Source organism: Cronobacter malonaticus LMG 23826, from assembly GCF_001277215.2.
Lineage (GTDB): Bacteria > Pseudomonadota > Gammaproteobacteria > Enterobacterales > Enterobacteriaceae > Cronobacter > Cronobacter malonaticus.
The window spans coordinates 2,818,079-2,831,991 of sequence record NZ_CP013940.1; the positions used below are offsets into that span (position 1 = coordinate 2,818,079).

At 59.8% G+C, this 13,913-nt stretch carries 11 protein-coding genes; 9 read left to right on the forward strand and 2 right to left on the reverse strand.

The features are described from left to right. From kdpB to potE, 7 genes are all read left to right on the forward strand, one after another. Positions 1-2,049, forward strand: a complete 2,049-nt coding sequence (kdpB, locus tag AFK66_RS13295; protein WP_023899145.1) for a potassium-transporting ATPase subunit KdpB — start codon at positions 1-3, stop codon at positions 2,047-2,049. Between the two features lie 11 nt (positions 2,050-2,060). Beyond that, positions 2,061-2,633, forward strand: a complete 573-nt coding sequence (gene kdpC / locus AFK66_RS13300; RefSeq protein ID WP_032968008.1) for a potassium-transporting ATPase subunit KdpC — start codon at positions 2,061-2,063, stop codon at positions 2,631-2,633. A 9-nt stretch (positions 2,634-2,642) separates the two neighbouring features. Further along, positions 2,643-5,327: a two-component system sensor histidine kinase KdpD gene (kdpD, locus tag AFK66_RS13305; protein ID WP_023899146.1), complete on the forward strand. Its 2,685-nt coding sequence runs from the start codon at positions 2,643-2,645 to the stop codon at positions 5,325-5,327. Further along, positions 5,324-6,001, forward strand: coding sequence for a two-component system response regulator KdpE (gene kdpE / locus AFK66_RS13310; protein WP_007781870.1), 678 nt, complete (start codon positions 5,324-5,326; stop codon positions 5,999-6,001). The genes kdpD and kdpE overlap by 4 nt, the downstream gene beginning before the upstream one ends. 325 nt (positions 6,002-6,326) lie before the next feature. Continuing rightward, positions 6,327-6,431 carry a leader peptide SpeFL gene (gene speFL, locus AFK66_RS22410; RefSeq protein ID WP_105874755.1) on the forward strand — a complete coding sequence of 35 codons (105 nt, stop codon included), beginning with the start codon at positions 6,327-6,329 and terminating at the stop codon, positions 6,429-6,431. Positions 6,432-6,698: 267 nt separating this feature from the next. Further along, complete coding sequence (gene speF, locus AFK66_RS13315; protein ID WP_007781867.1) at positions 6,699-8,894, forward strand: ornithine decarboxylase SpeF; 2,196 nt, start codon at positions 6,699-6,701, stop codon at positions 8,892-8,894. Next, positions 8,894-10,207: a putrescine-ornithine antiporter gene (gene potE / locus AFK66_RS13320; protein WP_032968006.1), complete on the forward strand. Its 1,314-nt coding sequence runs from the start codon at positions 8,894-8,896 to the stop codon at positions 10,205-10,207. The genes speF and potE overlap by 1 nt, the downstream gene beginning before the upstream one ends. A gap of 75 nt (positions 10,208-10,282) precedes the next feature. On the opposite strand, the gene pgm is transcribed toward potE, so the two are convergent. Together pgm and seqA are read right to left on the reverse strand one after the other, a co-directional pair. Further along, positions 10,283-11,923, reverse strand: coding sequence for a phosphoglucomutase (alpha-D-glucose-1,6-bisphosphate-dependent) (pgm, locus tag AFK66_RS13325; protein WP_004387171.1), 1,641 nt, complete (start codon positions 11,921-11,923; stop codon positions 10,283-10,285). 24 nt (positions 11,924-11,947) lie between these two features. Further along, on the reverse strand, positions 11,948-12,499 hold the full coding sequence (seqA, locus tag AFK66_RS22415; RefSeq protein ID WP_007781859.1) for a replication initiation negative regulator SeqA: 552 nt from the start codon (positions 12,497-12,499) through the stop codon (positions 11,948-11,950). Positions 12,500-12,682: 183 nt separating this feature from the next. On the opposite strand from seqA, the gene ybfF reads away from it, so the two are divergent. Next, positions 12,683-13,450: an esterase gene (ybfF, locus tag AFK66_RS13335; protein WP_007781856.1), complete on the forward strand. Its 768-nt coding sequence runs from the start codon at positions 12,683-12,685 to the stop codon at positions 13,448-13,450. Positions 13,451-13,578: 128 nt separating this feature from the next. Further along, entirely contained in the window at positions 13,579-13,860 is a 282-nt protein-coding gene (gene ybfE / locus AFK66_RS13340) for a LexA regulated protein (protein WP_004387174.1), read from the forward strand. Positions 13,861-13,913 lie beyond the last annotated feature (53 nt).

The following is a 13,913-nucleotide window of genomic DNA, read 5'->3' on the forward strand; positions in this document are numbered from 1 at the left end:
ATGAGTCGCAAGCAACTGGCCCTGTTTGAATCCTCGCTGGTTCGTCAGGCGCTTTTCGATGCTCTTAAAAAACTGAGTCCGCGCGCCCAGTGGCGCAACCCGGTCATGTTTATCGTCTGGGTCGGCAGCCTGCTGACCACGCTGATTGCCCTGGCGATTGCCGCCGGCAAACTGCCCGGCGAGGCGCTGTTTACCGGTGCCATCAGCCTGTGGCTGTGGTTTACGGTGCTGTTCGCGAACTTCGCCGAAGCGCTGGCCGAAGGCCGCAGCAAAGCCCAGGCCAACAGCCTGAAGGGTGTGAAAAAAACCGCGTTCGCCCGCAAACTGCGCGCGCCGCATCACGACGCCCAGATGGATCACATCCCCGCCGCCGATCTGCGCAAAGGCGATATCGTGCTGGTGGAAGCGGGCGATATTATCCCGTGCGACGGCGAAGTCATCGAAGGCGGCGCGTCGGTGGATGAGAGCGCCATTACCGGCGAATCCGCGCCGGTTATCCGTGAATCGGGCGGCGATTTCGCCTCGGTGACCGGCGGCACGCGTATTCTCTCCGACTGGCTGGTTATCCAGTGCAGCGTCAACCCCGGCGAGACGTTCCTTGACCGTATGATTGCGATGGTCGAGAGCGCCGAGCGTCGCAAAACGCCGAACGAAATCGCGCTGACCATTCTGCTGGTGGCCCTGACGATTGTCTTTCTGCTGGCGACCGCTACGCTCTACCCGTTCTCGCAATACGGCGGGACGGCGGTCAGCGTGACGGTGCTGGTGGCGCTGCTGGTGTGCCTGATCCCGACCACTATCGGCGGGCTGCTCTCGGCCATCGGCGTGGCGGGCATGAGCCGGATGCTTGGCGCGAACGTTATCGCCACCAGCGGCCGCGCGGTGGAAGCCGCAGGCGATGTGGACGTGCTGCTGCTCGATAAAACCGGCACCATCACGCTCGGCAACCGTCAGGCCTCTGACTTCCTGCCCGCCCCCGGCGTGGATGAGAAAACGCTGGCTGATGCCGCCCAGCTGGCATCGCTTGCCGATGAAACGCCGGAAGGCCGCAGCATCGTGGTGCTGGCGAAGCAGCGCTTTAACCTGCGCGAGCGCGACGTTCAGAGTCTTCAGGCCACCTTTGTGCCCTTTACCGCCCAGACGCGCATGAGCGGCATCAACGTGCAGGACCGGATGATCCGTAAAGGCTCGGTGGACGCCATTCGCCGCCACGTAGAAGCCAACGGCGGCCAGTTCCCGGCGCAGGTCGACACATTAGTGGAAGGCGTGGCGCGTACCGGCGGTACGCCGCTGGTCGTGGCCGAAGGCGCGCAGGTGCTCGGCGTTATCGCGCTGAAAGATATCGTCAAAGGCGGCATCAAAGAGCGCTTCGCGCAGTTGCGCAAAATGGGCATCAAGACGGTGATGATTACCGGCGATAACCGGCTGACGGCGGCCGCCATCGCCGCCGAAGCGGGCGTGGACGATTTTCTCTCCGAAGCGACGCCGGAAGCGAAACTGGCGCTGATCCGCCAGTACCAGGCCGAAGGACGGCTGGTGGCGATGACCGGCGACGGCACCAACGACGCCCCGGCGCTGGCTCAGGCCGATGTGGCGGTGGCGATGAACTCCGGCACCCAGGCGGCGAAAGAAGCGGGCAACATGGTGGATCTCGACTCTAACCCCACCAAACTCATCGAAGTGGTGCACATCGGCAAACAGATGCTGATGACGCGCGGCTCGCTGACGACGTTCAGTATCGCCAACGACGTGGCGAAATATTTCGCCATTATCCCGGCGGCGTTCGCGGCGACTTATCCGCAGCTTAACGCGCTGAACGTGATGCATCTGCACTCCCCTGCCTCGGCTATTCTCAGCGCCGTTATTTTTAATGCGCTGATTATCGTCTTTCTGATCCCGCTGGCGCTGAAAGGCGTGAGCTACAAGCCGCTCGCGGCGGCGGCGATGCTGCGCCGCAACCTGTGGATTTACGGTCTGGGCGGGCTGGTGGTGCCGTTTATCGGCATCAAGCTCATCGACCTGCTGTTAACGCTGTTTGGTCTGGTTTAAAAGGAATCATTATGGCTATGTTACGTCCCGCACTCACCCTGCTGGTTTTCCTGACGATACTCACCGGCGGCGTCTATCCGCTGGCGACCACGGTGCTCGGCCAGTGGTGGTTTAAGGACCAGGCGGAAGGCTCGCTTATCCGCCAGCATGACGAGGTGCGCGGCTCGCGCCTGATTGGCCAGGCGTTCAGCGAGGCGAAATATTTCCAGGGCCGCCCTTCCGCGACGGCCGAAGCGCCTTATAATCCAATGGCTTCCGGCGGCAGTAACTTTGCCGCCAGCAACCCGGCGCTGGATAAAGAGGTTCAGGCCCGCGTGCAGGCGCTGCGCGCCGCCAACCCGGACGCCCACGCGGCGGTGCCGGTGGAGCTGGTCACCGCGTCCGCGAGCGGTCTCGATTACGGCATTTCGCCGCAGGCCGCCTTCTGGCAGGCCCCGCGCGTGGCGAAGGAGCGTGGTATCTCTGAAGCGGAAGTGGGACGCCTTATCCGTGAAACTACCGAAACCCCTGTCGCGGGTTTCCTCGGCCAGCCGGTGGTTAATGTGCTGAAACTGAATATGGCGCTGGACGCCCTGCAATCGTAAGGAACCATCATGACCGAAGAGCCGATGCGCCCCGACCCGGACCGCCTGCTGGTGCAGACGCAGGGCCGAACGCGCGGAAAACTCAAAATCTTCTTCGGGGCCTGCGCAGGCGTAGGGAAAACCTACGCCATGTTGCAGGAGGCTCAGCGCCTGCGGGCGCAGGGGCTGGATATCCTGGTGGGCGTGGTGGAAACTCACGGCCGCCAGGAGACCGCGGCGTTACTTGAGGGGCTGGCTATCCAGCCCCTTAAGCGTATTCATCACCGGGGCCGCGTGGTGCAGGAGTTCGATCTCGACGCGGCGCTTGCCCGGAACCCGGCGCTGATCCTGATGGATGAGCTGGCGCACAGCAACGCGCCCGGCTCGCGCCACCCGAAGCGCTGGCAGGATGTCGATGAACTGCTCGACGCGGGCATCGACGTCTTTACCACCGTTAATGTCCAGCATCTGGAGAGCCTCAACGACGTGGTGGGCGGCGTCACCGGCATTCAGGTGCGCGAAACCGTGCCCGACCCGATTTTCGATGCGGCGGATGAAATCGTGCTGGTGGATCTGCCGCCGGACGATCTTCGCCAGCGGTTGCATGAAGGCAAAGTGTATATCGCAGGCCAGGCGGAGCGCGCCATTGAGCATTTCTTTCGCAAAGGCAATCTTATCGCGCTGCGCGAGCTGGCGCTGCGCCGTACCGCCGACCGCGTGGATGACCAGATGCGCGCCTGGCGCGACCGCCAGGGCCAGGAGAAAGTGTGGCACACGCGCGACGCCATCCTGCTGTGCATCGGCCAGGGCGCGGGCAACGAAAAACTGGTGCGCACCGCCGCGCGTCTGGCGGCGCGGCTTGGCAGCGTCTGGCATGCGGTGTATGTGGAAACACCGCGTCTGCACCGGCTACCGGAAACATCACGCCGCGCGATTCTGAGCGCCCTGCATCTCGCCCAGGAGCTGGGCGCGGAAACCGCCACCCTCGCCGACCCGGTCGAGGAAAAAGCCGTGCTGCGCTACGCCCGTGAGCATAACCTCGGCAAAATCGTCATCGGGCGGCGCAATAAACGCCGCTGGTGGAGCCAGGATACGTTCGCCGAGCGGCTCGCGCGCCACGCGCCGGATCTCGATTTACTGATTGTCGCGCTGGACGACAAGCCGACGCCCACCACCGCCAAAGCCGCCGATAACCGCCCGTTTATGGAAAAGTGGCGGGTACAGCTGCGCGGCTGTGCGGTGGCCGTAGCGCTCTGCGCGCTGATTACGCTGGTGGCGCACCAGTGGCTCATCGCGTTTGACGCCGCCAACCTGGTGATGGTCTATCTGCTGGGCGTAGTGCTGGTGGCGCTGTTTTATGGCCGCTGGCCGTCAGTGGTGGCGACCGTTATCAACGTGGTGAGCTTTGATCTCTTTTTTATCGCCCCGCGCGGCACGCTGGCGGTCTCTGACGTTCAGTATCTGCTTACCTTCGCGGTGATGCTGAGCGTCGGGCTGATTATCGGCAACCTGACCGCGGGCGTGCGCTACCAGGCGCGTATCGCGCGCTATCGCGAGCAGCGCACCCGCCATCTTTATGAGATGTCCAAAGCGCTGGCGGTGGGCCGCAGCGCGCGCGATATCGCGGCCACCAGCCAGCAGTTCATCGCCTCTACCTTTCACGCCCGCGGCCTGCTGCTGCTGCCGGACGAACACGGCAAGCTGCAACCGCCGCAGCCGCTCTCAGAGATTACCCCTTGGGATGAAGCCATCGCCCGCTGGAGCTTTGATAAAGGCTTGCCTGCCGGCGCGGGCACCGACACCCTGCCCGGCGTGCCGTACCAGATTTTACCGCTGCGCACCGCCGGGAAAACGCTCGGGCTGGTGATTGTCGAGCCGAGCAATCTGCGCCAACTGATGATCCCCGAACAGCAGCGGCTGCTGGAAACCTTCACGTTACTGGTGGCAAGCGCCCTGGAGCGGCTCTTTCTGACCGAGAGCGAAGAACAGGCGCGGCTCGCCAGCGAGCGCGAGCAGCTGCGCAACTCGCTCCTGGCCGCGCTCTCTCATGACCTGCGCACGCCGCTGACGGTGCTCTTCGGCCAGGCAGAGATCCTGACGCTCGATCTGGCATCCGAAGGCTCAAAACACGCGCCGCAGGCGAGCGAAATCCGCCAGCATGTGCTGAACACCGCCAGGCTTGTGAATAATCTGCTGGATATGGCGCGCATTCAGTCTGGCGGTTTTAACCTGCGCAAAGAGTGGCTGACGCTCGAAGAAGTGGTGGGTAGCGCGCTCAAGATGCTGGAGCCGGGTCTCGGCGGGCGGCACATCGACCTCAGCCTTAGCGATCCGCTCACACTCATTCATGTTGACGGCCCGCTGTTTGAACGGGTACTGATTAACCTTCTGGAGAACGCCGCCAAATACGCAGGCGCGCGGGCGCAGATAGGCGTGCGTACGGGCTGGCGCGACGACCGGCTCGATCTGGAAGTCTGGGATAATGGCCCCGGTATTCCGGCTGGTCAGGAACAGGCTATCTTTGCTAAATTCGCTCGCGGCAATAAAGAATCCGCTATCCCCGGCGTCGGTCTGGGGCTGGCGATTTGTCAGGCGATTGTCGAGGTGCACGGCGGCGAGATTTACGCCCGTAACCGCCCGGAAGGCGGCGCCAGTTTTCACGTGCTGCTGCCCAAAGAAACGCCCCCGGAACTGGATATCCACGAGGTCATGTGATTAGCGTTCTGATAGTCGAAGATGAAAAAGAGATCCGCCGCTTTCTGCGCACCGCGCTGGAAAGTGAAGGGCTGCGCGTCTATGACGCCGAAACCCTACAGCGCGGGCTGATTGAAGCCGCCACCCGCAAGCCCGATCTGGTGATCCTCGATCTTGGCCTGCCGGATGGCGACGGTATTGATTTCATCCGCGATTATCGTCAGTGGAGCCAGACGCCGGTGATTGTCCTGTCCGCACGCAGCGACGAGCAGGACAAAATCGCGGCGCTCGATGCCGGTGCCGATGATTTTCTCGCGAAGCCGTTCGGCATCGGCGAGTTGCAGGCGCGGCTGCGCGTCGCCCTGCGCCGCCACGGAAGTGCAAGCCAGAGCGACCCGGTGGTGCGCTTTTCCGATATTACGGTCGATCTGGCCGCAAGGCGCATCACGCGCGGCGCGGAGGAGATCCACCTGACGCCGATTGAGTTCCGGCTGCTGGGCGTGCTGCTCAATAACCCCGGTAAAGTACTGACCCAGCGTCAACTGTTAAGCCAGGTGTGGGGGCCGAACGCGGTCGAGCATAGCCACTATCTGCGTATCTATATGGGTCATCTGCGCCAGAAGCTGGAAAGCGATCCGGCGCGCCCGCGCCATCTGTTGACTGAAACCGGCATCGGCTACCGGTTTATGCTTTAACGCTGAGGCCGCGTCACGTCTGGCGCGGCGTTAAATCCCCCCCCCTCTTTTTATTCTGAATAGCTTTTCACTCCTCCTTTATTTTTATTCATTTATTATTTTTTGTGTCATCGAAATAAGAAGGGATTTCTGCCGAAATATAATGAACACCGTTTATTAACCAGAGACTTACATCTTTACAACCGACAGCGATCTACTCTACATTATGCATAAATGACGACTAATTATTTCTTGTTCAGCGCGTTTTTGTTGATCCTTTTCACAGATTAACCTCTCATGATGGATAAAATGACCACGCTTTCAATTAGTGAAAGGTAATAATCACATGGAAAATAATAATCGGTTTATGCCACATATCAGGCGGACGACCCATATTATGATGTTCGCCCACCGCAACTGTTTTGACTTCCACCTTTTCAATTCCCGCTAGCGTATTGCGCTACTGCGCGCCGCTTATTCCTGAGAAAGAGCCTAACGTTATTCGTTAACAGGTGACCGCCTGGGAATGCACGCGCACTTTTGCCACAACCCCTTGTAATACCGGCATAACGCCGGGAGGGGCTTGTCTGGCCCCAAAAAAGCAAATTTTCCGCACTGCCTTTTGAAGGCGGCGGGAATATGTTGCCCGACATTTATATTGAGCAATTTTCCGCGAGGAAAAGTGGCGGGATTGCTTTGCCTGAAATAAGGAAAAATCATGCAAGCGTTAAAAATCGGTGTCAGCCGTTTATGCCCGGACTGTTTTTCAACAGACCGCGATATGATTAATATTCACGAATCTGACTATATTGATATCGCCGCGGCGGTGGTTGCCGTCAGCGATATTTTTATGGGCATTATCGACGAGATAGAAACGACCGGATTTGGCATTCCGGTGTTTGTGGTATGCCAGGCTGAAGAACGGGTGCCGGCAGAGTATCTGCCATGCATTGCGGGCGTGTTTGAATATAATGAAACGCACCGCGAACACTATGGCCGCCAGCTTGAGGCCGCCGCACAGAAATATGAAACCGGGCTGCGCCCGCCGTTCTTTCGCGCGCTGGTGGATTACGTGAATCAGGGCAACAGTGCCTTTGACTGCCCAGGCCACCAGGGCGGTGATTTTTTCCGGCGTCACCCGGCGGGTAACCAGTTCGTCAGTTTCTTCGGCGATACGCTGTTTCGCGCCGATCTCTGCAACGCCGACGTGGCGATGGGCGATTTGCTGATCCACGAAGGCGCGCCCTGCCTCGCACAGCAGCATGCCGCAAAGGTGTTTAACGCCGATAAAACCTACTTTGTGCTAAACGGCACCTCTTCGGCCAATAAAGTGGTGCTCAACGCGCTGCTGGCACCGGGCGATCTGGTGCTCTTTGACCGCAATAACCATAAATCGAACCATCACGGCGCGCTGTTGCAGGCGGGCGCGACGCCGGTCTATCTGGAAACCGCGCGTAACCCGTACGGGTTTATCGGTGGGATCGACGCCCACTGTTTTGACGAGCGTTACCTGCGCGAGCGGGTGCGGGAAGTGGCTCCGGCGCGGGCCGCAGAAAAGCGCCCGTTCCGCCTGGCGGTTATCCAGCTCGGCACCTATGACGGCACGGTGTATAACGCCCGTCAGGTTGTGGACACGCTCGGGCCGCTGTGCGATTACCTGCTTTTTGATTCTGCGTGGGTCGGCTATGAACAGTTTATTCCGATGATGGCGCCCTGCTCGCCGCTGCTGCTGACGCTTAATGAAAACGATCCGGGCATTCTCGTCACGCAGTCGGTGCATAAACAGCAGGCCGGGTTTTCGCAAACCTCGCAAATCCATAAAAAAGACAGCCATATCAAAGGGCAGCCGCGTTATGTGTCGCATAAGCGCATGAATAACGCCTTCATGATGCACGCCTCCACCAGCCCGTTTTATCCGCTCTTCGCGGCTCTGGACATTAACGCGCGGATGCACGAGGGCAATGCCGGACGCCGGATGTGGATGCGCTGCGTGGAACAGGGCATTGACGCCCGCAAGATGATTTTTGAAAGCTGCCGCGCCATTCGCCCGTTTGTTCCGACGACCGTCGATGGCCGCCCGTGGCAGAGCTATGAGACGGCGGAGATCGCCGCTGATTTGCGCTTTTTCCACTTCGAGCCTGGCGAGCGCTGGCACGCCTTTGAAGGCTACGCGCCGCACCAGTATTTCGTCGACCCGTGCAAGCTGCTGCTCACCACGCCGGGTATAAATACCGAAACCGGCGAGTATGAGGCTTTCGGCGTACCCGCCGCCATACTCGCAAGCTACCTGCGCGAAAACCATATCATCCCTGAGAAGTGCGATCTCAACTCGATTCTGTTCCTGCTGACGCCCGCTGAGGAGATGAGCAAGCTGCAACAGCTGGTGGCGCAGCTGGCGCGCTTTGAAGCGCTGCTGGAGCGCGACGCGCCGCTCGCCGACGTGCTGCCCTCGCTCTTTAAACAGCATCAGGCACGCTACGAAGGCTATACGCTGCGTCAGCTCTGCCAGGAGATGCACGACTTTTACGCCAGCCGTAACGTCAAACAGCTGCAAAAAGAGATGTTCCGCAAAGCACATTTCCCGCGCGTCGCCATGAGTCCGCAGGCGGCCCACCAGGCGTTTATTCGCGGCAATATTGAGCTGGTACGTCTTGAACAGGCCGAAGGCCGTATCGCGGCGGAGGGCGCACTCCCCTACCCGCCCGGCGTGCTGTGCGTGGTGCCCGGCGAAATCTGGGGCGGCGCGGCGCTGCATTATTTTCAGGCGCTGGAAGAAGGGATCAACCTGCTGCCGGGCTTCGCGCCGGAGTTGCAGGGCGTCTATGTCGAAACCTGCGATGGCCGCCGTCAGGTTTGGTGTTACGTGGTCAGTGAAACGCCTGCGCCGCAACCGCATACAGAAGGAGCGTTATGATGAGCAAATCCAACAAAATGGGCGTCGTGCCGCTGACCATCCTGACCATGGTCAACATGATGGGCTCCGGCATTATCATGCTGCCGACCAAACTCGCCGAAGTGGGCACCATTTCCATTATCTCCTGGCTCGTGACCGCCGTCGGCTCGACAGCGCTCGCCTGGGCGTTTGCCAAATGCGGGATGTACAGCCGTAAATCGGGCGGCATGGGCGGCTATGCGGAATACGCCTTCGGCAAATCCGGCAACTTTATGGCGAACTACACCTACGGGGTGTCGCTGCTTATCGCGAACGTAGCTATCGCCATTTCCGCGGTCGGCTACGGCAGCGAGCTGTTCGGCGCGGCCTTAACGCCGGTGCAAACCGGGATCGCCACTATCGGCGTGCTGTGGATCTGCACCGTCGCCAATTTTGGCGGCGCGCGTATTACCGGCAAGCTCAGCAGCGTGACCGTCTGGGGAGTGATCATTCCGGTGGTCGGGCTGTCGGTCATCGGCTGGTTCTGGTTCAGCCCGACGCTGTATGCCGCCTCGTGGAACCCGCATCACGTGCCGTTTTTCGATGCGGTCGGATCGTCTATCGCCATGACGCTGTGGGCCTTCCTGGGGCTGGAATCAGCCTGCGCCAATACGGAAGTGGTGGAAAACCCGGAGCGCAACGTGCCGATTGCGGTACTCGGCGGCACGCTGGGCGCGGCGGTGATTTATATCGTCTCGACCAATGTGATTGCGGGCATTGTGCCGAATCTGGATCTGGCCCACTCCACCGCGCCGTTCGGGCTGGCGTTCGCGCAGATGTTTACGCCAGGCGTCGGGAAAATCATTATGGCGCTGATGGTGATGTCCTGCTGCGGCTCGCTGCTCGGCTGGCAGTTTACCATCGCCCAGGTGTTCCGCTCCTCCGCCGATGAAGGCTATTTCCCGAAAGTCTTTTCCCACCTGAGCCGCGCGGAAGCGCCGGTCAAAGGGATGCTGACGATTGTGATTATCCAGAGCGGCCTGTCGCTGATGACTATCAGCCCTTCGCTTAACAAGCAGTTTAACGTGCTGGTGAACCTGGCGGTGGTGACGAATATCATCCCGTATATTCTGTCGATGGCAGCGCTGGTCATTATTCAGCAGGTGGCGAAAGTACCGCCGCGCAAGGCGAAACCGGCGAATCTGGTGGCGCTGCTCGGCGCGATTTATAGCTTCTACGCGCTCTACTCGTCAGGCGAAGAAGCGATGCTGTATGGCGCGATAGTGACGTTTATGGGCTGGACGCTGTACGGGCTGGTGTCGCCGCGCTTTGAGCTGACCAATAAGCACGGTTGATGAGAGGCATCACGGTGAAAACAAAACGGCAACCCGAAGGTTGCCGTTTTTCGCGTCTCCTGTTCAGGAGCGCATTTATGCGTTTTTCAGCACTTCGCTGACGATTTCGACCGCTTCTTTCTCGATCTGCTTGCGGTGTTCTTCACCGAGGAAACTTTCGCAGTAGATCTTGTACGCGTCTTCGGTGCCGGAAGGACGCGCCGCGAACCAGCCGTTCTCGGTCATTACTTTCAGGCCGCCGATAGCCGCACCGTTGCCCGGTGCGGCCGTCAGACGCGCGGTGATGGGGTCGCCCGCCAGCGTACTGGCGCTGACCATTTCCGGAGAGAGCTTCGAGAGCGCCGCTTTCTGCGCGGAGGTCGCGGAAGCCTGGAGACGGTTGTAGCTCGGCGCGCCGAAACGCGCGGCCAGCTCGTCATAGTGCTGCTGCGGGTTTTTACCGGTTACAGCGGTGATTTCCGCCGCCAGCAGGCACATGATGATGCCGTCTTTATCGGTGGACCACGGCGTGCCGTCAAAGCGCAGGAAGGATGCGCCCGCGCTCTCTTCGCCGCCAAAGCCGAAGCTGCCGTCGTAGAGACCGTCAACGAACCATTTAAAGCCAACCGGCACTTCCACCAGCTTACGACCCAGCGCGTCCACCACGCGGTCGATCATCGCGGAGGAGACCAGCGTTTTGCCAACGGCCACGTCCTGGCCCCACTGCGGACGATGCTGGAACAGGTAGTTGATCGCCACCGCCAGATAGTGGTTCGGGTTCATCAGGCCCGCAGGCGTGACGATACCGTGGCGGTCGTAATCCGGGTCGTTCGCGAACGCCAGGTCGAACTTGTCACGCAGCGCCAGCAGACCGGCCATCGCCGATTCCGACGAGCAGTCCATGCGGATTGCGCCGTCTTTATCGAGGTGCATAAAGCGGAAAGTCTGATCCACCTGATCGTTAACGATGGTGAGATTGAGCTTGTAGTGCTCCGCGATACGCTTCCAGTATTCGATACCGGAGCCGCCGAGCGGGTCGACGCCAAGCTTCAGGCCCGCTTTCTGGATAGCGGCCATATCGACGATTTCTGCAAGCCCTTCGATAAACGGCTGCACCAGATCTTTTTCCTGAATGCGGCCGCTCGCCCAGGCCTCGTCCAGAGAGATGCGTTTCACCTCTTTCAGGCCGTTCGCCAGCAGTTCGTTGGCGCGGTTTTCGACCACTTTGGTGACGTTGGTGTCTGCCGGGCCGCCGTTAGGCGGGTTGTATTTGATGCCGCCATCGTCCGGCGGGTTGTGCGACGGGGTGATGACGATGCCGTCGGCCTGCGCGCCGCCGCGTTTGTTGTGTTCAAGAATGGCATTCGAGACCGCAGGCGTCGGCGTATAACCGTTGTTCTCCTGCACGATGATATCGACGCCGTTGGCGGCCAGCACTTCCAGCACGGAGATAATCGCAGGCTCGGAGAGCGCGTGCGTATCTTTACCGACATAGCACGGCCCGGTGATGCCGTTTTTCGCACGCTCTTCGGCGATCGCCTGGGCTATCGCCAGAATGTGCGGCTCGTTAAAGCTGTGGCGCGCGGCGCTCCCACGGTGGCCGGACGTACCGAACTTCACCGCATGTTCCGCATTACCCACTTCCGGCTTCAGCACGTAGTACTGTGCGGTAAGCTGGGCGACGTTGATTAAATCACTCTGTTGTGCAGGCTGTCCCGCACGGTTATTGACTGCCATGGCCTGGTCCTTCTGACGCAAGAGTTAAATGGTGCCGCAAACCTTCTCAATCAATTCCGCCGGGAACTGCATGGTCTGCATGATGTGTTCGATCATGCTGCATTTGCGGCCTGTATTCGTATTCGTAATCACCCAGTACGGCGTGCCCGGCACGTGGCGGGGTTTCGTCTGGTTACCACTTTGCAGCAGCGTTTGCTCGTCACCAGCGAAATAGACGCGGGTACGGCCGTGTAACGACTCGGTCGCTTCGGCAAAAGTATTTGCATCCAGTGAATAGAGTGTAGACAGCACCAGCATAAAACGATTGACCGCGCGTTTTTGTTCGGCGTATTCATCCGATAACAGCAGTTCACGCATCGCTCGCACGCGGTCGCGCGCCGGGTTCACTGGCTTTTCAGGCTCAGCGGCGGGCGCAACAGTGGCGGGAGTCTCTGCTTTGGCGGGTGTAGCGGCTAATTGCGAGGAGGCGGAAAATTTCAACATGCGCCGTAAAATGTCGGACGCGCTTTCGCCAATATGCAGGGTGTGGCTGGCAATGTAGCGATACAGCTCGTCATCAACTTCAATCGTTTTCATCTTAATCCAGTGCGATATCTTTTCTGAATACAAGTCGTTGGGAGTATAAAGTTAAAACCCAACAGCGGATAGCGTCAAACCAGGAAGGCCGCAAAAGTCGGAATTAACTGGAACCTTGCAGCCGGGCGGCAGAATGGTCAACATGATAACCTAACCTGTCAGTCGCCAAAAAAGAACTTTGCCATGAAATTAAATACCCGCACGCAATCTGCGCAACAACCGACTCAAAATACACCGATTGTGTTAATTCACGGGCTGTTTGGCAGCCTGGATAACTTGGGCGTGCTGGCCCGCGATCTGGTGGCGGATCATGACGTTGTGCAGGTTGATTTGCGAAATCACGGGCTTTCCGGGCGCAGCGAGACGATGGATTATCCGGCGATGGCGCAGGATATTCTCGAAACGCTGGATGCGCTGGGGCTGAATAAGGTGATTCTTATCGGTCATTCGATGGGCGGCAAAGCGGCGATGGCGGTGACCGCCCTTGCGCCGGAGCGCATTGAAAAGCTGGTGGCGATTGATATCGCGCCGGTCGATTACCAGGTGCGCCGTCACGATGAAATATTCACAGCGGTGAACGCCGTGAACGACGCGGGCGTCACCTCTCGCCAGCAGGCGGCGGAGATTATGCGCCAGCATATTGCTGAGGAAGGCGTGGTGCAGTTTCTGCTGAAATCGTTTGTCGATGGCGAGTGGCGCTTTAACGTGCCGGTGCTGTGGAACCAGTATTCGCATATTGTCGGCTGGGAAACGGTGCCAGCCTGGCACGGCCCGGCGCTGTTTATTCGCGGCGGTGCGTCGCCTTATGTGGAAGAGGCGCACCGCGAGGCGCTGCTCTCACAATTCCCCAAAGCCCGCGCGCATGTGATTGCGGGCGCAGGCCACTGGGTGCATGCCGAAAAACCGCAGGCGGTGCTGCGCGCGATTCGTCGCTTTCTGGAAACTGATTAAAAACAGACCGACCGGCGCCCTCGCGCGCCGGATGCGTTGGCGCGCTTCGCTGCCTCATGTATGATGGCGCGCTGAAATACCGCCGGGCCACGCCACGGCAGCCTGTTTCCCCTGTCTATACTCATACCATGGCAAAAGAACAAACGGACCGCACAACGCTCGATCTCTTCGCGGATGAACGCCGTCCGGGCAGACCGAAAACCAATCCGCTGTCGCGCGACGAACAGCTGCGCATCAATAAGCGCAACCAGCTTAAGCGTGACAAAGTTCGCGGGCTTAAGCGCGTGGAGCTGAAGCTGAACGCCGATGCGGTAGACGCGCTGAACCATCTCGCGCAGGCGCGCAATATCAGCCGCAGCGAGCTGATAGAAGCGATGCTGCTCGCGCAGCTGAAAGCCTTGCAGGAGTAAGGTCTGGTCTGAATTTTACCCAAAAGGACGGGGCAATGTAGCAGAGAGTGCAC